A 22,719-nucleotide genomic window follows, 5' to 3' on the forward strand; every position below is an offset into this window, starting at 1 on the left:
CCCGCTATGTCAAAGACACCCCCGCGATTTTCAGCTCGAACGACCCTAACACACCGATGCAGCCCGCATTTCAGGCTCAAACCCTGATGCGCAAGGACGGCCCGGAACACATGCGCGAACGCATGGCGATGATGCCCGCCTATATGCCCAAAACGCTGATGAACCACTGGCAACCGCTGTACGAAGACATCGCCGCCGAATATGTGGGCCGTCTGCCGCGCGGTGAAACGGTTGATCTGTACAGCGCGCTGTGCGGCCCCGTTGCCGCGCGTATTCTGGCGCATATCCTTGGCATTCCCGATGCGACCGATGAACAGATGCAGCGCTGGTCGCAGGTGTTGATCGACGGCGCGGGGAACTTTGGCTTTCTGCCCGAACCCTTCATCGCCTCGGACGCGGCGAATGCCGAAATGAACGCGCATTTTGACGCCCTGTGGGATGGTCATGTGGCCGAACCCGGCCCGTCGGCCTTTTCGATGATGGTGAATAACAAGAACCCGATCCCGAAAAGCCAAATCTATGCCAACATCAAAATCGCCATCGGCGGTGGCATCAACGAACCGCGCGACGCTTTGGCGACGATCCTGTTTGGGCTGCTGAACGATCTGGAACAGTTCGAAGAGGTAAAGCGCCAAGAGGCATGGTCGGCCGCGTTCGAAGAAGGCGTGCGTTGGGTCGCGCCGATCCAAGTGTCCTCCAGACTGGTGCTAGAGGACGTGGTGATCCGCGATTGCCTGATCCCGAAGGGCGATACGGTGATGACGATCCAAGCGTCCTCTAACCACGACGAAGAGCTGTTCGAAAACCCCGAAAAATTCGACAGTTTCCGCGCCGACAACCCGCATCAGTCGTTCGGCTCTGGGCCGCACCACTGTGCGGGGGCGCATGTGGCGCGGCGCACGGTGGGGCAGATCATGCTGCCGCTGTTGTTTGACCGTTTCCCCAATATGCGCCTGACCGACCCCGCCGACGTTATCTGGCGCGGCTTTGGCTTTCGCGGCCCGATCAACCTGCCCGTTACATTGAATTAAGAGAAGCTGATGACAAAAATTACCTTCGTATCCCCCGATGGCACCGAAACCGAAGTTGACGCGCGCGATGGCGATTCCGTGATGCACACGGCCGTGTCGAACGGCATCACCAGCATCGTCGGCGACTGCGGCGGGGCGATGGCCTGCGCCACCTGTCATGTGTTCGTGGACGAAGCATGGGCCGACAAAACCGGCACCCGCAGCGAGGGCGAAGAAGACATGCTTGAATTCGCCGCAACCGAAATGCAGCCCACCAGCCGCCTGTCGTGCCAAATCACCATCACCCCGGATCTGGACGGGCTGATCCTGCGCATCCCCGAAGCGCAGGCCTGACCTAACGCCGGGCCACCCGGCCCGGCCTAGGAAAACGGATCAACCAGCACTTTGCATTGTGTGGTGCGTTTTCTTAGGGCCTCGAAGGCTTGAGGCATCACGCTTAGGCCAACCGTGTCTGAAATCAGGTGCTGCGGCGCGTAATGCCCGCTGTCCAACGCCTCGATCGCCATTTCAAACTCGGCCATCGAAAAGAAGACCGACATGTTGATCTGCACCTCTTTCGAGATCGCCCTGAAACTGTCCATGTGATCTGTGCCCGTGCACAGCCCCAGCACCAACACCTGACCACGCGGGCCGACCAGATCGACGCAATGATCAATCAGCCCCTGCTTGCCGACGCATTCGAACACAATCTCGGGCGGGCCACCGCAGGCGTCGTTGACACGCGCCGCCATATCCGGCCCCGACAAAACAAATCCCGTCGCGCCAAGGTCCATCGCGCGGGCGCGCTGAAAGTCGTGCAAGTCGGCGACGACAATCCGCGCCGCGCCCAGCCTGCGCGCCCAATATGCCACAGCAAGGCCAATCGCCCCCGCCCCGACAATCAGCACACGCGCGCCCGGTTTCATCCCCGCGCGCATCACCCCGTGCAAGGCCACCGCCAAAGGTTCTGCCAAGGCACCATCGGCGGCTGAAATCGCCCAAGGCAGCTTGCGACACTGGCGTTCATCAATCGCGGCAAACTGTGCGTAACCGCCGCCAATCAGGCTAAAGTCGGTCTGGCACCATGCGGGCTCTCCGTTTTGGCAGGGGTCGCAGGTGCCGCAGCCCCGCAACGGGGCCGCCGTGACGTGGTCGCCCACCTTCAGGTGATGAACGCCTGAACCAACGTCGATAACCTCGCCGGAAAATTCGTGGCCGATCACCTCGCCTCCTTGCAGGCCAAAGGTGGGGTCTTCGGTCATGTGCAGGTCCGAACCGCAGATCCCGCATCGGCACACGCGCAACAAAACCTGATCGCGCCCGGCTGTCGGCATTTCCACATCTGCCACGCGCAAAGGCTGGCCCATCGCGTCAAACACCGCCGCCTTCATGATTTATCCTCGACGATCAGTTTGCGGCGCACAGGAAACCACGGATGGTCCCCCAGCTTTTGCAACAACCCCCAAACGCCGCCCCGCGCATAAAGCGCGATGATCAGCGTCATCAGGCCCAGCACGATCATATAGGCCGACCCATATTCACCAAAGAAACGGTCCGCACAGAAATAGATCAGCGCGCCGATGATCGCCCCTTCGATCGCGCCGATCCCGCCGACCATCACGATGAAAATGCACATCGAAGCCCAGAACGGATCAAACCCCGCCGCCGGAGTGATCCGCAGCTGCGCCATATAATAGATCGACCCGGCAAAGCCCGTGCCTACCGCCGCCGCGATGAAAATGACGAACCGCAACCGGTTCACATTCACCCCCTGCGACGCCGCCGCCACCGCGTTATCCCGCATCGCCGTCAGGGCCAGCCCGTGGCGCGACCGCAGCAACCAATAGCTGCCGCCGACCGTCACCAACAACAAGATCGCACACAGGATCACAAACGCCACTTCGCGTTCGTGCTGGGAATAGTTGGTCATCACCCTAAGGGTCAGCCCCGCCCCCGCGTTCACGTAATCGATGTTCGACGTGGCCAGCCGAACGGCCTCGGCCACCACCCAGGTTCCGATGGCAAAATAAGGCCCATCCAACCGGTGCAACAAAAGATAGGTCGGCACCGCCAACAGCGCGGGCGTGATGATGCTAAGCGGTACGGCCAGAAACGGGTTCACCCCGAAATTCTGCGCCAACACAAACAACGTGTACCCGGCAACGCCGATGAATGCTTGCTGCCCCACCGACACAAGCCCCGCGTATCCGGCCAACAGGTTCCACATTTGCGCCACCGCGATGTAGCAACTCAGCTCAATCGCCCAGCGGATGTTGCCCGATGTTGCCCACCACGGCATCGTGACCAACCCCACCAGAACCATCACGCAGATCGTCATTGCCACCCGGCTTGACCTCGTTTGGCGCTGCACGCGCATATAAGTCGTCTTTTCTGACATGCTTTGCCCTTTCCTATTTGCGCGCCATCAGGCCCTGAGGCCGCCCCGCCAACACGGCAAGGAACACAAGGTGGCCGAACAAAATGCCCAGCCCCGGATCAATACGCAGGCCCACCGCCTGGGCCACGCCCAGCACCATCGCGCCAACGAATGCGCCCCAGATGCTGCCCATGCCGCCGATAATCACCGCTTCGAACGCATAGATAAGTTGGGCGGGGCCATCAGCGGGTGACACCGTGGCGCGCAACGCGGCAAAAACCGCCGCAAGGCCCAAGATGCCCACCGCAATTGCCGTTGCTGTGGCGTAGATCTTTTTTGGGTTCACCCCGGCCATGGCGGCCGCTTCGGTATCGGCGGCTGCGGCCCGAAGGCCCCGACCAAACCGGGTAAAGCGCAACACGCCATCCAACCCCGCGGTGATGCAAAACGCACAGATCAGTACGATCACCGGCAACAGGCCGACATAGATCGGCCCGATGTTGAACGACTCTGACGCGATGCCGGAACTGGGAAGGGACCGGGTGTCGGCGCTCCAGATTTCCAGCATCAGGTTTTGCAGCGCGATCGAAAGGCCAAAGGTCGCGATCAATGACGGAAGCGGGTCCGCGCCGACCACCTTGTTCAGGATGAATTTCTGCAAAACCCACCCCAGCGCCACCGCGATGGGCACCACCAACAGGATCAGCCCCAGATTGCCCACCGGCACCACGCCCGCCAAGGTAACGGCGATCAACGACAACAGGATCATCACATCGCCATGGGCAATATTCACGATCCGCATCACCCCGAACATCAACGCCATGCCCAACGCATATTGGGCGTACATGCCGCCCAGCAGGACGCCTTGAATGATTGCATCAAGCCACTGCATGGGACCCTCCGAAATAGGCTGTTGCGATTTCGTCGCGTGAAATTTCGCCCGATGCGCCCGACAGGGTTATGCGCCCTTCCAGCATGCAATAGAGCCTGTTTGAGGCCGATTTCGCCAACGACACATCCTGTTCCACCAGAACAATCGCCGTGCCCGCCGCGCTGATTTCTGGCACCACCGCATAGATTTCGCGGATCACCTTGGGCGCAAGTCCAAGGCTGATTTCATCGCACAGCAACACGCGGGGCTGGCACAGCAACGCACGGCTGATCGCCACCATCTGCTGTTGCCCGCCAGACAGGTTTTCGACCATCTCGCGGCGCTTTTCGCCCAAGATGGGGAACAGATCGAACAGCCGGTCGCGGGTCCATTGGCCCTGATCTTCGGGCAGACGAGCATTGTCGATGGCGACGCGCATGTTGTCTTCGACCGACATGCCCGCAAACAGCCGCCGCCCTTCGGGCACCATGGCCAGACCTTGGCGCACCATCTTATGCGCGGGCGTGCCGCCCACATCGGCGCCGTCAAACCGCACCATCTGTTTGGCGACGGGCAGCATTCCGAACACCGATTTCAAAAAGGTCGATTTTCCAGCACCGTTGGCGCCGATCAACGCGATCACCTCGCCCGGGTCGATATGCATATCAACGCCGAACAGAGCCTGAAAATCACCGTATCCCCCCGACAAAGCGTGGGTGGACAGGATAGGTTCGCTCATCCCTCAATTCCCATATAAACGCGCTGCACTTCGGGGTTGGCCATCACGGCCTTTGGCGTGTCTTCGGCGATCTTCACGCCAAAGTTCAGCACCATTACCCGGTCTGCCACCGCCATCAGCGCGTGCAGCACATGTTCGATCCAAATCACCGTCACACCCCTGTCGCGCACACGGGCGACCAGTTGAACCAATTCGGCCCCTTCGGCATCCGTTAGCCCCCCGGCGATTTCATCTAACAACAACAGCTTTGGCCGCCCGGCCAACGCGCGCGCCATTTCAAGCCGCTTTCGGTCCAGCAATGTCAGGCTGCCCGCCTGAAGGTTGGCGCGGGGCAACAGACCGCAATCTTCCAAGATCTCGGCGCAGAAATCGTGCGCCTCGGCGACGGGCAGTTCGGCCCCGAACATCGCCGGGACCAACAGGTTTTCGAACGCCGTCATCGCCCCGAATGGCTGCGGCACCTGATACGTCCGCCCGATGCCACGCTTACAACGCATGTAAGGCGGTTCTGTCCCCAAGGGGACGCCGTCCAACGACAGCGCCCCCCCGTTTGCGGCCAAGTCACCGCTGATCAGGTTGAACAGCGTCGTTTTGCCTGCACCATTGGGGCCAAGAACGCCCAGCACCTCTCGGTGGTGAACATCGAAACTTACGTCATCCACCACCGTGATCGCGCCAAAGCGTTTGGTCAGCCCCGTCGCGCTTAGAATTACCTGATCAGCCATATGACCCCCTTAGGACCGGTCGATCAGTTGCATCTTCGCCTCAGGCTCCAACACGTCGGGGTGCAGCGCGTTATCGACGATCTTCAGGTCAAACGGGAACTTGTCGCCCTTAACCCACTGCCCGCCAAAGATCGGCGTTTTGCAGACGTTGGGATGCGGCCCTTCCCCGAAGGAAATGTTGCCGACCAGCGTATCCAGATTGGTCGCTTTCAGCGCATCGCGGTTTGCCGCGCGGTCCAGCGGGTCGGCCGACCGTTTCAGCGTATCCAGCACAACTTCCCACAAGGCATGGGCATAGCCCAAGGGCTGGGTCCACTGTTTGCCGGTGTCTTCTTCCCAGATATCCGCCAATTCACGGCTGGTCTGCCCCGTTAAGGAAGAGGTGTAGGGGAACGCCGGTGTCCACCAAACCTCGGACGACATGCCGGTGCCCAGATCGCCCATCGCTTCGATCCCCGAAGGGAACAACAGCGCCGCCGCAACCGTCACCACCTTGGGGTGATAGTTCTGCTGGTTACATTGCGTGATAAAGGTTTTCAGATCAGCCACATAGGTGATCCCGCCAACGATTTCGCAATCGTTCTTTTTGAACTCTGCGATCTGCGCGGAAAAATCGTTGGTGCGCGGTTCGAACATCGACGGGGCGAAAGCCTCGAACCCGGCTTTCTTCACCTCGGGCGGCAGGCCGTAATCGTTGTTGCCCCATGTTTCGCCATCCGCATTGCGCGGGAACAACATGCCAACCTTGCCGTTGGTTTCGACCGAATTCCAAAGCCCGGTAAAGGTGCCAAGCGCATCCTCCAGACCCCAGAAAAAGTGATACGTCCAATCAAACGGCTTTTCCGCACCCCCGCGCGGCATCACAAATGCCTGCCAAGGAGAGTTCGAGGAAATGCACGGCACCCCATACAATTCACACTGATCCGCGGTTGGGTTGTTGATGTCGGTCGTTGACGCCGGAAGCATCAGGTTGATTTCATCGTTCAGGATAAGATCCCCGGCCAGCTCGGCGGCTTTGTTGGGGTTGGATTGCGCATCGCGCAGCAGGATTTCGACGTCATAGGTTTCGCCGTTCACCTCTAGCCCGTTCAGCAGCAGATCGGTGATTTTGCCGACGGTGTATTCGTCCGTATCCCCGAACAGCGACAGCGGGCCGGTCATTGGGCTGATCACGCCGATCTTGATCGTCTTGTTCTTGGCGTGCGCCATCCCCGGAAGGGTCATGGATGCGGCGGCCGTGGCCCCCATGGCGCGCAGAACGCTGCGCCGGTTCAGGGTGATGCCATTTTTATGGTCGGTCATTGTGTTTCCTCCTCCTCGTATTGGGTGCGCCTTGGGCAATGGGTTGCCACGATGCGCGGTCAGGCTGGGGCCGCAGGCCCCGCCAATTCAGTGTCGGTCTGCTTCGAACGCGGGGCGCAGCATCAGGCCGCCATCAATCACCATCTGCGACCCCGTCACGTAGGATGACGCCGGCGAGGCAAGATAAAGCGCCAGTGGCTTTACCTCGTCGGTGGTGGCAACGCGGCCAAGGCACGACCAATCGGTGAACGCTTTGCGATCTGCGGGGTTGGCCAAACGCCCCCCGGCGATGTTTGTAATGAACGGCCCCGGGCAGATGGCGTTGACCAGAATGTCGTACCGTCCCAATTCCATCGCCAATTGCTTGACCAAATGGCTGACCCCGGCCTTGGCGGGCATATAGGGCGTGCCCACGATCCCGTCGTTGTAAAACGCCGCGATGGACGAGGTCGCGATAATCCGCCCCCCCTGCCCTTGCGCCTTCATGTGTTTGGCGGCCAGCTTCATCGTGAAAAAGACAGACGACAGGTTGATCGCGATCACCTTGTCCCAATGATCGTCATCAAGAGCGTCAATCTGCCCTTCGGGGTTGCGGGTGCCTTCGGGGGTCAGAAACCCCGGCCCTGCATCCACGCCCGCATTGGCAAACACCACATCGATGCGCCCGTGCTTGGCCGCGACGGCATCAAATGCCGCCGTCATGGCCGCGCGGTCGGTTACATCAACCACCTGCCCCCACGCGTTTTCCCCAATGTCAGAGACTGTTTTGGCCAGCTGATCGGCGTTCAGATCAAACACACAGACCTTCGCGCCCATCTCGGCCATGATTTCGGCATAGGCACGGCCCAGCCCAAACGCGCCGCCCGTGACAATCACGGATTTGCCCGCAACGTCGAACATCTCCTGCAAAGGCATGTTCACTTCTCCCCCCTTGATCCGACGATTGCGGATCAGATGAACATGTCTTTGTTAACTTCCAGGCCGTTCGCCTCGCAGTAGCTGACGTAATGATCGATGAACCAGAACACGTCGGCGGTGAAATCGTAATTCGCCTCGTCGTCATAGAACTCGATCGCGCCGTTCAGCCAGAACAGAGCCTTCATTCCGTTCGGGTCGTCCGAATAAAGCGTGTGCGCCGTGCCGGGCAGTTCATAGACAAAATCACCGGGCCGCGCGGTCCAGTCATATTCGTAATAGCCCCAAGACCCTTCCAACGTGACCGCCGACACAACGCCCAAATGTTTGTGCGTGCCGATGCGCCCGCCGCCTTTCACCCACAGGATATTCGCCGCCGTATTGGTGCGCACATCAAAGGCCAAATGCTTGATCGCGGCTTGGTCACCGAAGGGCACCCAGGGGTTGCGTTCGTCATCTCCGGGGATGAATGCGCCTTCGCAACCAAAGCGTTTGATCATCTCTTCATGCGGTTCTGCGGGCAGTTTGGTTATCAGGTCTGGCTTGCTCATGTCTTGCTCCTCCGACGCCCCTGTTTTCAGGAATGGCGACCAGCAAACCGGGTTCGGGGGAATCGCGTCAAAGTAAAAATTCAACGCTGCACCGCAGAAGCGCCAAAAACGCCGAGTTTTCATTTTAAATCGTTTTACAGGCGTCCCATTCGGCTTTTATGCTGCCTGCACTTGCCGCAGCGCGGCTTTCTCATTTGATAAAACTGCTTTCTTATTTGATAAAATCGAAGGGCCGCGATGAAGACTCATGCCGATCAAAAAGACCTGCTTGATCGTGGCGGGCGCCCCACCCTTGGTGATCTGCTTGAAAAGTTAGAATTCCGCCCCGCCGATGGTTCTATCCAATTGAATGGCGCGCGCATGTTGCTGCAACGGGCCTCGTTCGTGGCGGATGTGCAGAACCAGCTGACCCGCTGGTATGGCGAACACGAGGCGCAGGTGCTTTTGCTGCGGCTTGGATACCGCGCCGGGCGCGAGGATGCGCTGTTCGTTCAACAGGCGTGGCCCAACCTTGATATCGGCGATGCGTTCACCGCCGGAACCCGCCTGCATATGGTCACCGGCACCGTGCGCGTCGAAACCATATTCAACGATTTCGATTTCCGATCCGACAAATTCTCAAGCGAGTTTTTGTGGCACGGCTCTGTCGAAGCCTCCGAATATCACCGCCAATATGGCCGCGCGTTGGCTCCGGTTTGCTGGGGGCAAACGGGGTATGCCTCGGGCTATGCCAGCCAGTTTTTCCGCAAACTCGTGATTTTCAAGGAAGAGCATTGCGCCGCGATGGGCCACAAATCCTGCCGCGTCGTTGGAAAAACCATCGACAGTTGGGGCGAAGATGACCCCTTCGTTCAGATGTTTTTGAAAGAGGTGCTGCCCACACGCGCCGAAATGCCCCGGTTTGGGCGTGGCAAACCGCATTACGCGCCCTCGGGCCGGAATGACGGAATTGACGCGCTGATGCTGGCCCCCGTCCACAATGACCTAACCACAATTGCGCGCCACCGTTTGCACGCGCTGATTTGCGGCCCCGTCGGAAGCGGGCGGATGCGCGCGGCCAATTGGCTGCATCAGGAATCTGCCGACGGGCACGGCACCTTCACCTGCCTTGCCGTCGGCGCCGCCAAACTGTCCGAAACGTTAGAGCGGCTGGCCACCGCCCTGCGCCAGCGTCAAACCCAGCACGAAACCCTTGTGATCGAAGGCATTGATGCGCTGCCTGCGGATCAACAACAGGCTCTATTCCGCCTGATAAACGCCGCCCCGCCCCGCGCGCAGTTTCGTGTGATCGGCCTAAGCGACCTTTCCGTTCAGGCCGTGGCCGCAAAGCTGCGCCCCGATTTGATGCACGCGCTTGGCGTTTTACCGATCAACTTGCCGCCGCTGAACGCCCGCGCGGATGACCTGCCAGCGTTGGCGGCCGCGGTTCTGTCTGGGTTGAACAGCCCGCCCCTTACGCCTGAGGCCGCCGCCGCCCTTGGCACCCAGCCCTGGCCCGGAAACCTGCCCGAACTGACCGCGACGCTTCACCGTGCATCATTGTCCAGCGACGGACCAATCACCGCCGCGCAGCTTTCCGATAGCATGTGGAGCCCTGCGACGGCCGATCCGGCAGATGAATTGTGGGATCTGCTGCACCCCGCGCTGCAATCCGGCGAAACCACGATCGAAGCCCTGACCGCCGGGCTTTACGCCCGCGCCCTGAAGGAAAGCGATGGCAACATGTCTAAAGCCGCGCGTTTGCTGGGGCTCAGCCGGGCGCAGCTGGCCTATCGGTTGCGGTAATGAGTTACCAACCAATACCGCGTGCCCTTCTTTTCACCGGTACGGGTTAGCGCGCCAAGCGTCACTAACTCTGCCAAATCGCGCCGTGCGGTGGCCGGGCTGGCATCTGTGATGGTGATGTAATTCGCGGCACTCATCCCGCCGGTGAACCCATCGGGGCCAGCGTCGAACATGCGCAGCAACGCCTTTGTCTGACGCGGGTTCAGCTGATCGCGCAGCGCCTCCATCAGGTGCGCCTTAAAGATCAGGTGGTCAATCATCCGCTGCGAAAGCCCCTGCGCCGCCAGCACCGTTTCACCGAACCAGATCAGCCACGGCGTGACGTCCATCTGTTTGTTATTCGTCTCTAACACATCGTAATAGGCGCGCCTTGTGCGTTCGATCTGAACCGAAAGCGCCGTCAGGCTGGGTTGCCCAACCGCCTGCGCCAGCGCCTTTTCCGATAAGGCTCGCGCGATCCGGCCATTGCCGTCTTCGAACGGGTGCACGGAAACGAAATAGAGATGCGCCAGCCCCGCGCGCGTCAGCGCCGGGATGTGATTGGCCCCATCCGCGCCCGCGTCATTGAACCATGTGATGAACTGAGCCATCTGCCCGGGCATTTCATCTGCGGGCGGGGCCTCAAAATGGACGACGGGGCGTTGATAGGGGCCGGAAACAACCTGCATCGGGTCGCCGCCACTGCGCCACGCGCCGATATCGGCCAAATCCCCCCTGCCCCGGCAAACCATGCGGTGCCAATCAAACAGCATCCCCGCATCCAGCGGCGTGTTCCAATTTCGAAACCCATCGGCCAGCAATTCGGCGATACCACTTTCCGCGGCCCCCGCACGGCGATCCGCGCTTAACCCAAACTGACGCCGCATCGACGATTGAACAGAGGCACGGTCCAGCATCTCTCCCTCTATCGCCGAGGTTTGCATCGCCTCTTGGGTCAACATCTCTACTTTGGTGGCTTGTTGTTCCGGCCCGGCCAGATGCGACCACGCGCCAATCAACTGCCCGGCGTTTAACAGAAATTGCCGTTCCTGCGCCGCCAATGCCTGCGGGTCATACTGCCACTTGGGCCAATCGGGTGTTTGCCAATTCCACGTCATGATTGATATTAAACCATTTATCGCTCAGAATAGCAAAATTTTTGATCGATATTCTAAGCAATTATCGCTCACGCTTGAACGATAAGTTCCGCAACATCCCCATCGACAGATTGGCAGGCCTTTAACAACCGCCCTGCCATATGGGTCGAAACATAGGTGGCGTGGAATTTGCTGGGCGCGGTCAGAACCAGACGGCCCCCTGCCCTATCGCTGCGCTTTAGCCCCTGCACCCAAGCGGCGTAAAGCCCCGGGTCTTCGGCATAGATGACGGCGCGCGCCAGATCCCATTCGGTTCCGTCTGCGATTTCGGGCGGCGTCACGTTGCCCTTCACCGGAAGCGGCACAACCTTATCTTCGGGTTCGCCTTCCATCCGGGCGGCGAAGTCGGGGCCAACAGCTGCCCACGCCGGGCGCGTCGTTTCAAAGATGCGCTGGATGTCGATCCCGTATTCGGTCACGCGCCCACGGCTGCCCTGACGTTTGACAACCAGCCACCCCATCGCCCGCAGCTTTGCCATCTCACGTTTTACGGTGCGTTCATCCACGCCCCACATCCGCGCGATTTCGCGTTGGCCGACGGCCAGCTCATCCCGGTTCCAGTTATAGCGCGCGGTGATCAGCGTCAGCAGGCGAAAGATCAGGCGCTGCGGCCCTTTGGGTTCGGACAACGCAAACGTGCCCATCGCCGTGAGCAAGTCGTATTTAATGACGGACGCACTTCGCCCGACGGGTTTCTTGGCCAGCATGACTGCCCTCATGTCCGCATCACGACGAATCCGCTGTGATGCACGCCTCAGATAATCCAAACTCTTTATCGGTCTGGTTTCGGTTATTATCGTAAAGAGCGCCTTAACTCAGCGTTCTTTCCACCGTTGTCCTGATTTGCGTCTTATTTCCGGCTTCTGTCAAGTCCGCTGAGGTTCAGCCCCTTCTGACTTTCAATTTATTGAAATAAAAATGGTATGTATTGGTATTGGGGGACATACAGACTGTCCCCTATTGGGGTGAAAATGTCCCCCTATATCTGGCAGAGAGCCTAAAACTGTCCCCCAATATGCGCGGGGTTAGGGTCGAACTCTGCGTCTGCCGATTCGGGCCTGTGATTCTGGCAAAGCCAATGAAAACAGCCACAAAACCGTAATCTATGTTTTTATGGTAATCGGGCGATTTCGGTTTTGCAAATTTTTGAAATTCAGCGTAAATCCATAATCAAAAGGAATTAGCGTCCCCACGGGGACAGGAGGCAGTATGTTCACGCACGAAGACCTGGCGCAGATGCAGGCTCAGTCGCTAAAGATGCAGGGGTGGATCCGCCAGCAAACCTTTTCCCCCGAGATGGAAAAGAAGCTGCGCCGGTTTTCCAGCTGGGAGGTTGGAGAGCTGATCTTTAAGGTCAATCAATCCACCCTGCGCGGGCGTATGGCCGCCGACCCTTCCCTGCCCCAAGGGCACGTAGAAGAGGACGGCCGCCAGCGGTGGTATTCGCTGGAAGAGATAAACGAGATCCGCCGCCGTCTTAAGGTGAACCGCAAATCCTTGATGCCCTACCGCCCCGCAGGTAAGCGCGCCATCCGTGCGGCGATTGCCAACTTTAAGGGCGGCGCGGGCAAGTCCACTGTCGCGCTTCATTTCGCACACGCCGCTGCGCTGGACGGGTACCGGGTGCTGTGCGTGGACTTTGACCCTCAGGCGACGTTGTCCCATTCCATGGGCCTGTCTGACGTCGCCGAGGAATACACCGTCTGGGGGGTCATGGCGCGTGACCTGATCCGGGAAACCGAACGGATGAACGCAACCGCCATGGGCGCCGAAAGTGGCACCGCCCTGCCCCAGCGCCGCCTGCCAAGTTCGGTGACTGACATGGGGCTGTCCGATCTGCGCGTGAATGATTTCATTCGCCCGACCTGCTGGCCGACGATCGATATCGTGCCCAGCTGTGCCAACGCCGCCTTCGTGGAATTCGCCAGCGCGCAATACCGCCACCTGAACCCCGAATGGTCGTTCTTTGCTGCGGTCAGCCGGTACCTCGATTCCCTGCCGGATGATGCGTATGACCTGATCCTGTTCGATTGCCCGCCCGCGATTGGGTATCAATCCATGAACGCGGTCTTCGCGGCAGATGTTCTCTATATCCCATCCGGTCCGGGGTATTGGGAGTATGACTCGACCACGTCTTTCATCGGTCAGCTTGCCGAAGCGTTAGAGGATCTGTCGCAGTTCAACGGCGTTGTCCCCGCGGGGACACTGGGGTTGCCGAAGGTATTTCAGGACGTCCGCTTTTTGTTAACCCGCTACGAACAAGGCAACGAATTGCACCGTGCGATGCAGTCAGCATTTCAAAAGGTGTTCAAAGACAGAATGGCCGAACACCCAATCGAAATGACCCGCGCGGTTGAACAATCTGGCCGGTTCCTAAGTTCGATCTATGAAATGGATTACCGCGAGATGACGCGCGAAACATGGCGTCGCGCCCGCGTTTCATTTGATCGTGCCTATGAGGAATTCAAAGACAACCTAACCACCGCGTGGGACAAACTGGAGGATAAGGCATGAGCAAGCGCCGCGTATTTGATATCGACTTCCCCGATGACACGCCTGTCCCCGCGGGGACATCGACCCCCGAAGGTGAAACCCGGCGCGGGCCGATGGCCTCGGCTATCGTCGAAAACGCCGACGCACTGCGCGAACGCCAATCGGCCGAGGCCGCGATCCGTGCGGAAAATGACAAGCTGGCCCACGAACATGTGCGGCTGAAAAAGCAGGGGCTGATCGTTGACCTGCTGCCCATCGACAAAATCCATGCCTCAAAGCTGACGCGCGACAGGGCGGCAAATCGCGACCCTGATCTGGATGAGCTGAAGGCCTCGATCCGCGACATCGGCCTGTCGAACCCCATCCGTGTGGAAGAGGGCGAAGACGGCTATGAACTGGTTCAGGGGTTCCGCCGGCTAAGCGCGTTCCGCGAGCTGTTTCAGGAAACCGGCGATCCTGCCTATGCCACGATCCCCGCGGGGCTGGTTGCCAAGGGCGAGGCGTTGGAAGGTTTGTACCGCCGGATGGTGGATGAAAACCTTGTGCGGCGCGATATCTCTTTCGCGGAAATGGCTGAACTGGCCCGGTCATACGCCGCCGATCCCGGCACGGAATGTTCATCCGTAGAAGAGGCCGTATCGGTGTTGTACAGTTCCGCCGGGCGTCAGAAACGCAGCTACATCCGGCATTTCGCAACGGTGCTGGATGCAGTCGGCAGCCATCTGAAATTCGCCGATACGATCCCGCGCGCGCTTGGGCTTCAGTTGGAAAAGCGGCTGTCGTCGGAACAGGGCGCAGCGGCGAAAATTCGCAACGCGCTGACGGCGGCGATGCCAACGACCCCAGACAAAGAGTTGGAGGTTCTGCGCGCCGCAACCACGCCAACCCAAAAGGCCGGGGCAGGGCAGGGCGCTGTGGAAAAGGCGACGGCGAAAACCACCTTCCGCTGCACCGTCCCCGCGGGGACAGTGCGCTGCGCCGCCCATGATGGCCGGTTGGAACTGCGTGCAGACCGTGATTTTACAGATGCCGACCGTAAAAAGCTGGAAAAGGCGGTCGAAGCCTTCTTTAGCGTTTTAGATCAATGACTTAACACCCGGCGGCCTGTCCGCCGGGTTATCTTTGCGCATCGCGCAGCAGGGCGGCTGTTCGGTAAACCCCGTGGGCCATTTTGGAATAGGGCGTCGTCACAAACAGCGCCAACACCGCCCCCAGATGCAATGCCAACAGCGCCGGAACGGCCCCCGTTCCGGTTGCTGCATAAAGCGCCAGACCACTGGCCCCCACAAAACCCAACAACAAGACAAACGCCATTTCGCCACCCCAAACGCGGGTATCGCCCAGCCCTTTGGCCGCGCGGGTCTTCAGCCATGCCATGCCGCCCGCGCCAAGCGTCAGTAGGATGCCGCCAGGGACGCCCAGCAGCTTTGGCAGGCTGAACAGCCGATAGGGGGCCTCTAGCCCCAGACCGTAATGCAGCAGCGTCCCAGAGGCGGTCGAGGCAAAGCAAAGCATGAACCCCCAAAAGACCGCCTGATGGCTGTGGCGGCGGGCAGAGGAGTAGCGGTCTTCTTTTTCGAAGTTGCAGCCTTGGCCTTGGCCGCCCGACAGGTTGCGCATGGTCGCCACGTCGCGCGCGGCTTGTTTGATGTCGGCGATCCGCAAACGGCGCCCGCCCACCGCAGCCCAATACCGGCGGGCCGAAATGCTAAGTGCGGCGACGGGAAACAGGAACGCCGGGATAAAGATCGACAGCATGACCCCGTGGGACAGCGCCGCATAAAACCCGCGCCCAGACGCAGGCGCCAGCGCAAAGGCCGCCCAGAACAACGCCGCCACGCCAACGATCAAGGCGGCAACCAAGGCAACGCCATGGCGCTGAAACAGCCGGGCAGGGGCCGCGGGCCAGGCGAAGGTTTCCCAGCTTTCGGTGCGCACCTCGGCCAGGGCGGCGGGAAGGTTCAGCGCGAATTCGTGCGGTTCAGTGTATTGGCAGGAATAATAGCATCCCCGGCAGTTGTGACACAGGTTGGCCAGCTGCGTGATGTCACCGGCGGCAAAGCTGCGTTCGGCAAACATCGACGGGAAGACGGAACAGAACCCCTCGCAATACCGGCAGGCGTTACAGATTTCGGCCTGACGGGTGGCTTCGGCCTGAAGGTGGGTCATGTCATTGGGCATGTGATGCGGCCTCTTGTCCTGCGATGCGTCCGAAAACGGTTCCGATGGTCATGCCGAACCCGGCAAGATAACCTTGCCCAAGGATCGAACCTGCCATGATCTCTCCGGCGGCCCAGACGTTGTCTAGGGGGCCATCGGGGGTTTGCACACGGGCCCCTGCATCAACCTTTAGCCCCAGATAGGTGAAGGTCACGCCGGGGCGCAGCGAATAGCCATAGAAGGGCGGGGTATCGATGGGGCGAGCCCAGTTGGTTTTGGGCGGTTCGATCCCCTCGGTGGCCACGCCGTCCAGTTCGGTGGGGTGAAAATCGCCATCACGGCAGGCGGCGTTGAACTGATCCACGGTTTCGCGCAAAGCGTCACCGTTCAGGCCCATCTTTTCGCCCAGCTCTTCGATCGTGTCAGCCTGTTCGGGCGGAAAGACCGAGGGCATGAACAGTTTCAGGCTTTTGGCATCGATGATGGAATAGGCCACCTGATCGGGCTGCGCGGCGACAAGCCGGCCCCAGATGGCGTAACGTTTGGGCCAAACGTCCTCTCCTTCGTCATAGAAACGTTGGGCATCGCGGTTCACGACGACGGAAAACGGGACGCAATCCAGCCGGGTTACGATGCCGCCGTCAAACTTGGGTGCGCGCCCGTCGATGGCAACGGCGTGGCATTGGGTTGGGTCACCCACACTTTGCGCGCCCTGATCCAGCATATCGGCCAGAACGACGCCGCGGTTATAGGGCGTGCCTCGAATAAGGAAGTTGCGCGCCGCAGGGCCCCACGCGCGGGCCAGCCAATCGACATCGCCCTGAAATCCGCCCGAGGCCAAAATGACCGTCCGGGCCGAAATCCGGTGGCTTTGGCCCGTAATAGTGACGTCCAGCCCGGTGCACTGGTGCCCCTCAATCGCGATGTGGGTGACATGCGCCTCATAGATCACCTGAACCCCCAGATCGGCGGCGGTGTTGTAATAGGCATTCACCAACGCCTTGCCCCCACCAAGGAAGAACGCGTTGGTGCGGCTAAGCGACAGCGTGCCGGAAAGCGAGGGCTGAAACCGCACGCCGTGCTGTTCCATCCATGGCAAGCAGGATTCCGAATGCCGGATGGCCATCCGCGCCAGCCCTTCGTCGGTCTTACCGGCGGTGACGCGCATCAGGTCATCAAAGTATTCGTCTTCGCCATATGTGTCGGTCAGCACGGACAGGGGCCCGGAATGCATGCAGCGAAAGTTGCGTGTGTGGCGCGAGTTGCCCCCACGATAGGGTTTGGGCGCGCATTCCAGCATCAGAACGCTTCGTCCTGCCTCTGCGGCCTCTATGGCGGCGCACAGCGCGGCGTTGCCACCGCCGACGATCACCACATCCCAAGTTTGTTCCAGCAAGTCATCCATAGGCTATCCCCTTCACCCCATTGCATACGCGTGTATCCACGTGGATGCAATATCTGTGCGGAATGCCATTAGGTTGCGCCGGTTCGTGGCGGGCGCTGGGAAGGTAAGGGGGCGGCCAGCATCCTTGCTTCCGATAATGAAAGATTATCGGACGTATTGGTGTGATGAAATTTGCGGCGGTTATTGGCTATTTTTCGATGAAAAGCGCCGCGATGGGATGTGCTGCTGGCAGGACTTATGCCCGGCACAGCCGTATCGACGACGACGATACATTAGCCCGGACGCCGTTCTGGGTCACCTCCGCGCGCGTTGAAACCCCTGAAGATGTTGCGTTTTTGTCGGGCGCGGCGCTGAACCGCCAACCAAGACCGTCTAAGGGCGGGTGCGCAGGGTGGCGTCAGGGTGGGCGGCTGCGAATGCTGGAAGCGTTGCCAAATGGTTTTCGATCCTAAGGGCCTTGGGCATGTCGCTTAGGTCGATGTTCCAGCGGCGTGCGTTGTAAAGTTGGGGGACAAGGCAGATGTCGGCCAGGGACAAACCGGATTGGTGGCTGAATTCGCCCTCGGCCAGCATCGCCTCGTGCGCGCGAAGGCCAGAGGTGATGAAGGTCTGCATCCAGCTTTGCATCGTGATGCCTCCGCCCGAATTTTCGACGGCGTGTTTTGCGACGCGCAGGTTGCAGACCGGGTGAATGTCCATCGCGATAGAATGCGCCAGCGCGCGAACCTTGGCGCGTTCGCCCAAGTCATCGGGAAGCAGGCCAAGGGCGCGGCTGTCGTTCAGGTATTCCACGATGGCAAGGGATTGGGTGAACCGCTGATTGTCGATTTCAAGGACCGGAACAAGGCCCTGCGGATTGCGGGCAAGGTGGGCGTCTGTAATGTGGTCCCCTTCGATAAGGTCGACAGACACGGTTTCCCATTCAAGCCCGGCCAGCCCCAAAGCGATCCGAACCCGGTAGCTGGCCGTAGAGCGCCAGTAGTCAAAGAGGCGGATCAAAGATCACCCTCCATCATAATTTCCAGCGCGCTGTCGAGCGCGTCATTGTAAGGCGCAAGCAGCGCATCAAGCCGTGCCTGAAAATCCCGCGCGACCGGCAGCAGCCTATCCATCAATTCCCGGCCTTTTTCAGTCAGCGTTAAGGAAATGAGGCGCCGATCCTGATCGTTGACCTGTTTGGAAAGGTATCCGGCGGCCTCCAGCCGAGAGGCGGCGCGGCTGGCCTTTGATTTTTCAAGGTGAACGCGCTGATGGATTTCACGGATCGAAACCGCGTCGGAATCCGCGACATGAACAAGGATGCGCCATTCCGCGACAGAAATTCCAAATTCGTCGCTGTAACGCTTTGCCATGCCTGCGCTCAGCCTCTCGGCGGCGACGGTCATTCGATAGGGCAAAAAACGCGCCAGTTCGAAGTCGGTCGTTTCCGTTACCATCAAAAAGCCTTTCCTTGCTGGGGTCAGATCGTGGGCAAGCAATGTTTTAGGTGTTCATTTCATCTGCAACGAATATCTTGACATCGTTGCAAGTGCAACAAATAGTCGCGGCAAACGGAATCCGTCTTCACGATATGGCAAGGAGGAACATCATGACGCGTCACGACCTGCCGAAAGGAATGATCAGCGCCACCAGCACCACGGGAACCCACGCGGGGTATATGCCCGGTTGGGCAAATGACTTCGAAACCGAAGCGTTGCCCGGCGCGCTGCCGCAGGGCATGAACTCTCCTCAGAAATGTGAATACGGGCTTTATGGCGAACAGCTTTCAGGAACGGCGTTCACGGCAAACCCACCCGAACGGACATGGACCTATCGCATCCGGCCCAGCGTCAAACATTCGGCGCGGTACGAACGTATTGACCTGCCGCTGTGGGTTTCGGCGCCGAATGTGCTGCCTGATGTCACCAGCTTGGGCCAGTACCGGTGGGATCCGGTGCCCCATACCGATGTGCCGCTGAATTGGCTGACAGGTATGCGCACGATGACCACGGCGGGGGATGTGCATACGCAGATCGGGATGGCCGCGCATGTGTATCTGGTCAACCAGTCCATGGAAGACGAATATTTCTTTTCAGCCGATAGCGAACTTTTGGTTGTTCCACAGGAGGGGCGCCTGCGCTTTGCGACCGAACTTGGGATCATCGACGTTGAGCCTAAGGAAATCGCCATCATTCCACGCGGGCTGGTTTATCGGGTCGAGGTGCTGGAAGGCCCGTGCCGCGGGTTTGTCTGTGAAAACTATGGCCAAAAGTTCGAACTGCCCGGCCGTGGCCCGATTGGCGCGAACTGTCTTGCCAACCCGCGGGATTTCAAAGCCCCGGTTGCCGCCTTTGAAGACCGCGAAGTGCCTTCAACCGTGACCGTCAAATGGTGCGGTCAGTTTCACCAGACCAAGATCGGTCAAAGCCCGCTGGATGTGGTCGCATGGCACGGCAATTACACGCCGTACAAATACGATCTGCGCACCTATTGCCCGGTTGGCGCGATCCTTTTTGATCACCCGGACCCGTCGATCTTTACCGTGCTAACCGCCCCGTCCGGCGTTCCGGGCACGGCCAACATCGACTTTGTTTTGTTCCGCGAACGTTGGCTGGTGGCCGAAGATACCTTCCGCCCGCCGTGGTATCACAAGAACATCATGTCCGAGCTGATGGGCAACATTTACGGCCAATACGACGCCAAGCCGCAGGGCTTTGTTCCGGGTGGGGTGTCGCTGCACAATATGATGCTGCCGCATGGTCCTGACCGCAATGCGTTCGAGGGCGCGTCGAATTCGAACCTTGGGCCAGAGAAGCTTGAAAACACCATGTCGTTCATGTTCGAGACCCGCTTTCCCCAGCAGCTTACGGAATTTGCCGGCAAAGAGGCCCCGCTTCAGGACAATTATATCGATTGCTGGGACAGCCTTGAGAAGAAGTTCGACGGTAAGCCGGGCAAGAAATAAGCGCGACGGTGCCGGCGGCGGTCGGCACCCTTGCCATATCTGGAACCACAAAGCAGCGCCAACCGCGAAGCGGCGCTTAAGGGGAAGCAATGCCTTTAAAGACAAGCTGGGTCGACAGCGCCAATTCTGCTGATACCGATTTTCCGCTGAACAACCTGCCTTATGGGGTTTTTGACGATGGTCAGGGCGCGCGCATGGGTGTCGCCATTGGTGACTTCGTTCTGGATGTGGCCAAGGTTGATCACGGCCTTTCGCCCGACCTTTTCGCCGCGCCGGAATGGAATGCGGTGATGGCGGCTGGCCCCAAGGTGTGGGGTGCCTTGCGCGAACGTCTGACCCTGCTTTTGTCGGATCAGGCATACCGCGGCGCCGTCGAACCACATCTTGTTGCGCAGTCGGATGCGCGGCTGTTGATGCCGTTTCGCGTTAGCGAATACACAGATTTTTACGCGGGCAAGCACCACGCCGTGAACGTGGGAACGATGTTTCGGGGGGCGGAAAACGCACTGCCGCCGAACTGGCTTTCGATCCCGATTGGGTATAACGGGCGCGCGTCGTCGGTTGTTGTGTCTGGCACACCGGTGAAACGCCCGTTGGGTCAGTTGAAAGCGCCCGACGCGGAACTGCCAGAATTTGGCCCCTCTAAACGGTTTGATTTAGAGCTGGAGTTCGGCGCGATCGTCGGGTCGCCCTCGGATGGGATGGTGTCTGTCGAACAGGCGGACGACATGATCTTTGGGTATGTCCTGCTGAACGACTGGTCGGCGCGCGATATTCAAGCGTGGGAGTATCAACCCCTTGGCCCGTTCCAAGCCAAGGCAACGGCCACCACGATTTCCCCATGGATCGTGACCAAGGCCGCGTTGGAACCTTTCCGCACCTCAACCCCCGAACGAGAGAGGCCCCTGTTGCCCTATCTGCAGGAACCCGGCCCGATGATTTACGACATCGCGCTAGAGGTGGCCCTAGCCCCCGAAGGCAAGGATGAAACCGTGATCGCGCAGTCGAATTACAGCCACATGTATTATTCGGCGGCGCAACAGCTGTGCCATCACACGACTTCGGGCTGTGCGATGCGGGTGGGCGATCTTTTGGGATCGGGTACCATTTCGGGCCCCGAACCCGACAGCCGCGGTTCGTTGTTGGAACTAAGCTGGGGCGGCAAAGAGCCTTTGACGTTGGGCACGGGCGAAACGCGCAGCTTCCTTGAAGATGGCGACACACTGACACTGCGCGGCCACGCGACGGGTGATGGCTATCGCATCGGGTTTGGCGACTGCACGGGCACGATTCTGCCGGCAGGTCCGATCCCGGACTGGGCAAAGTAAGCAGGAGAGTTACGCATGGCGAAAGCATTCGCATCCGCAGGCGACATGGAAGAAAAGAAAGTAAGCTTCACCCAAGTCGGAGAGGGGCTTTATGCCTTCACCGCCGAAGGTGACCCCAACACCGGCGTGATCATCGGCGATGACAGCGTCATGATCGTCGAAGCGCAGGCAACCCCTCGTCTGGCCCGCAAGGTGATAGACTGTGTGCGATCTGTCACCGACAAGCCCATCAGCCACGTCGTTCTGACCCATTATCATGCGGTGCGCGTTCTTGGGGCCAGCGCCTATGGCGCGCGCGAAATCATCATGTCAGACACGGCCGCAGCCATGGTCGAAGAGCGCGGCCAAGAGGATTGGGATAGCGAATTTGATCGTTTCCCGCGTCTGTTTCAGGGGCACGAAGAAATCCCCGGCCTGACCCGCCCGACCACCACGTTCAGCGAAAGCATGACGGTTTATCTGGGCAAGCGGCGCGTAGACATCATGAAACTGGGCCGCGCTCACACGGCGGGCGATGCCGTGATCTGGGTGCCGGACCAAGAGGTGATGTTCACCGGTGACATCGTCGAATACCATTCGGCCTGTTACTGCGGCGACGGTCATTTCGGCGATTGGGAAGACACGCTGATGAACATCGCGGCCTATGCGCCCAAGGCCATCGCGCCGGGCCGAGGCGACGCGCTGATTGGCGAAGACATGGTGGAAAAGGCCATTGCCGCAACGGCTGATTTTGTCAGCTCTACCTACAAACCGGTGGCCAAGGTGGTCGCGCGCGGGGGCACCCTGAAAGAAGCATGGGACGCGGTGCGCGCTGAATGCGACCCCAAGTTCAAAGATTATGCCATCTATGAACACTGTCTGCCGTTCAACGTCGCCCGTGCCTATGACGAAGCCCGCGGCATCGATACGCCGCGCATCTGGACCGCAGATCGGGACAAGGACATGTGGAACCAGCTGCAAGCCTGACGCGCGACAGGG

22 protein-coding genes are annotated in these 22,719 nt (G+C 59.7%); 8 read left to right on the forward strand and 14 right to left on the reverse strand.

Annotated features, from left to right (window positions below; translation table 11 throughout):
- Together COL8621_RS18170 and COL8621_RS18175 are read left to right on the forward strand one after the other, a co-directional pair.
- A partial coding sequence (locus tag COL8621_RS18170) for a cytochrome P450 (RefSeq protein WP_141137919.1) occupies positions 1–1,031 on the forward strand: 1,031 nt, incomplete at its 5' end.
- 9 nt (positions 1,032–1,040) lie between these two features.
- On the forward strand, positions 1,041–1,364 hold the full coding sequence (locus COL8621_RS18175; protein ID WP_093968853.1) for a 2Fe-2S iron-sulfur cluster-binding protein: 324 nt from the start codon (positions 1,041–1,043) through the stop codon (positions 1,362–1,364).
- A 26-nt stretch (positions 1,365–1,390) separates the two neighbouring features.
- Here COL8621_RS18175 and COL8621_RS18180 read toward each other — a convergent pair whose 3' ends face one another.
- The 8 genes from COL8621_RS18180 to COL8621_RS18215 all read right to left on the reverse strand — a co-directional run bounded on the left by COL8621_RS18180 (position 1,391) and on the right by COL8621_RS18215 (position 8,490).
- The gene (locus tag COL8621_RS18180; protein ID WP_093968854.1) at positions 1,391–2,401 is read right to left on the reverse strand and encodes a zinc-dependent alcohol dehydrogenase; all 1,011 of its coding nucleotides are present in this window, start codon (positions 2,399–2,401) and stop codon (positions 1,391–1,393) included.
- On the reverse strand, positions 2,398–3,408 hold the full coding sequence (locus COL8621_RS18185) for a branched-chain amino acid ABC transporter permease (RefSeq protein ID WP_093968855.1): 1,011 nt from the start codon (positions 3,406–3,408) through the stop codon (positions 2,398–2,400). The genes COL8621_RS18180 and COL8621_RS18185 overlap by 4 nt, the downstream gene beginning before the upstream one ends.
- Before the next feature lie 13 nt (positions 3,409–3,421).
- A complete protein-coding gene (locus COL8621_RS18190; RefSeq protein WP_093968856.1) occupies positions 3,422–4,279 on the reverse strand; it encodes a branched-chain amino acid ABC transporter permease in 858 nt (285 codons plus the stop codon).
- A complete protein-coding gene (locus COL8621_RS18195; protein ID WP_093968857.1) occupies positions 4,266–4,997 on the reverse strand; it encodes an ABC transporter ATP-binding protein in 732 nt (243 codons plus the stop codon). The genes COL8621_RS18190 and COL8621_RS18195 overlap by 14 nt, the downstream gene beginning before the upstream one ends.
- Positions 4,994–5,722: an ABC transporter ATP-binding protein gene (locus tag COL8621_RS18200; protein ID WP_093968858.1), complete on the reverse strand. Its 729-nt coding sequence runs from the start codon at positions 5,720–5,722 to the stop codon at positions 4,994–4,996. The genes COL8621_RS18195 and COL8621_RS18200 overlap by 4 nt, the downstream gene beginning before the upstream one ends.
- A gap of 9 nt (positions 5,723–5,731) precedes the next feature.
- A complete protein-coding gene (locus COL8621_RS18205; RefSeq protein WP_093968859.1) occupies positions 5,732–7,024 on the reverse strand; it encodes an ABC transporter substrate-binding protein in 1,293 nt (430 codons plus the stop codon).
- Positions 7,025–7,111: 87 nt separating this feature from the next.
- On the reverse strand, positions 7,112–7,939 hold the full coding sequence (locus tag COL8621_RS18210) for an SDR family NAD(P)-dependent oxidoreductase (RefSeq protein WP_093968860.1): 828 nt from the start codon (positions 7,937–7,939) through the stop codon (positions 7,112–7,114).
- Positions 7,940–7,974: 35 nt separating this feature from the next.
- Positions 7,975–8,490, reverse strand: coding sequence for a 2,4'-dihydroxyacetophenone dioxygenase family protein (locus COL8621_RS18215; protein WP_093968963.1), 516 nt, complete (start codon positions 8,488–8,490; stop codon positions 7,975–7,977).
- 237 nt (positions 8,491–8,727) lie between these two features.
- On the opposite strand from COL8621_RS18215, the gene COL8621_RS18220 reads away from it, so the two are divergent.
- The gene (locus tag COL8621_RS18220; RefSeq protein WP_093968861.1) at positions 8,728–10,275 is read left to right on the forward strand and encodes a XylR N-terminal domain-containing protein; all 1,548 of its coding nucleotides are present in this window, start codon (positions 8,728–8,730) and stop codon (positions 10,273–10,275) included.
- Here COL8621_RS18220 and COL8621_RS18225 read toward each other — a convergent pair.
- Together COL8621_RS18225 and COL8621_RS18230 are read right to left on the reverse strand one after the other, a co-directional pair.
- Positions 10,260–11,372, reverse strand: coding sequence for a Fic family protein (locus COL8621_RS18225; RefSeq protein ID WP_093968862.1), 1,113 nt, complete (start codon positions 11,370–11,372; stop codon positions 10,260–10,262). The two genes, COL8621_RS18220 and COL8621_RS18225, sit on opposite strands and share 16 nt — an antisense overlap.
- Before the next feature lie 68 nt (positions 11,373–11,440).
- The gene (locus COL8621_RS18230; protein ID WP_093968863.1) at positions 11,441–12,118 is read right to left on the reverse strand and encodes a helix-turn-helix domain-containing protein; all 678 of its coding nucleotides are present in this window, start codon (positions 12,116–12,118) and stop codon (positions 11,441–11,443) included.
- A gap of 502 nt (positions 12,119–12,620) precedes the next feature.
- On the opposite strand from COL8621_RS18230, the gene COL8621_RS18235 reads away from it, so the two are divergent.
- The gene (locus COL8621_RS18235) at positions 12,621–13,925 is read left to right on the forward strand and encodes an AAA family ATPase (RefSeq protein WP_093968864.1); all 1,305 of its coding nucleotides are present in this window, start codon (positions 12,621–12,623) and stop codon (positions 13,923–13,925) included.
- Positions 13,922–14,992 carry a ParB/RepB/Spo0J family partition protein gene (locus COL8621_RS18240; protein ID WP_093968865.1) on the forward strand — a complete coding sequence of 357 codons (1,071 nt, stop codon included), beginning with the start codon at positions 13,922–13,924 and terminating at the stop codon, positions 14,990–14,992. Before COL8621_RS18235 ends, COL8621_RS18240 begins: the two co-directional genes overlap by 4 nt.
- A gap of 28 nt (positions 14,993–15,020) precedes the next feature.
- Here the strand turns inward: COL8621_RS18240 and tcuB are convergent, their stop codons facing one another.
- From tcuB to COL8621_RS18265, 4 genes are all read right to left on the reverse strand, one after another.
- A complete protein-coding gene (tcuB, locus tag COL8621_RS18245) occupies positions 15,021–16,085 on the reverse strand; it encodes a tricarballylate utilization 4Fe-4S protein TcuB (protein ID WP_093968866.1) in 1,065 nt (354 codons plus the stop codon).
- Positions 16,075–17,469, reverse strand: a complete 1,395-nt coding sequence (gene tcuA / locus COL8621_RS18250) for an FAD-dependent tricarballylate dehydrogenase TcuA (RefSeq protein ID WP_176438540.1) — start codon at positions 17,467–17,469, stop codon at positions 16,075–16,077. Before tcuA ends, tcuB begins: the two co-directional genes overlap by 11 nt.
- Positions 17,470–17,841: 372 nt before the next feature.
- Positions 17,842–18,468, reverse strand: coding sequence for a maleylacetoacetate isomerase (maiA, locus tag COL8621_RS18260; protein ID WP_093968868.1), 627 nt, complete (start codon positions 18,466–18,468; stop codon positions 17,842–17,844).
- Positions 18,465–18,905 (reverse strand): MarR family winged helix-turn-helix transcriptional regulator, encoded by a 441-nt coding sequence (locus tag COL8621_RS18265; protein ID WP_093968869.1) that lies wholly within the window; start codon positions 18,903–18,905, stop codon positions 18,465–18,467. Before COL8621_RS18265 ends, maiA begins: the two co-directional genes overlap by 4 nt.
- A gap of 152 nt (positions 18,906–19,057) precedes the next feature.
- Here COL8621_RS18265 and hmgA point away from each other — a divergent pair, with 152 nt between their 5' ends.
- The 3 genes from hmgA (at position 19,058) to COL8621_RS18280 (ending at position 22,707) form a co-directional block, all read left to right on the forward strand.
- On the forward strand, positions 19,058–20,413 hold the full coding sequence (gene hmgA, locus COL8621_RS18270) for a homogentisate 1,2-dioxygenase (RefSeq protein ID WP_093968870.1): 1,356 nt from the start codon (positions 19,058–19,060) through the stop codon (positions 20,411–20,413).
- Positions 20,414–20,502: 89 nt separating this feature from the next.
- On the forward strand, positions 20,503–21,741 hold the full coding sequence (fahA, locus tag COL8621_RS18275; protein ID WP_093968871.1) for a fumarylacetoacetase: 1,239 nt from the start codon (positions 20,503–20,505) through the stop codon (positions 21,739–21,741).
- A 15-nt stretch (positions 21,742–21,756) separates the two neighbouring features.
- Positions 21,757–22,707 (forward strand): MBL fold metallo-hydrolase, encoded by a 951-nt coding sequence (locus COL8621_RS18280; protein ID WP_093968872.1) that lies wholly within the window; start codon positions 21,757–21,759, stop codon positions 22,705–22,707.
- Positions 22,708–22,719: the final 12 nt, after the last annotated feature.

This window comes from Actibacterium lipolyticum (genome assembly GCF_900184935.1).
GTDB lineage: Bacteria > Pseudomonadota > Alphaproteobacteria > Rhodobacterales > Rhodobacteraceae > Actibacterium_A > Actibacterium_A lipolyticum.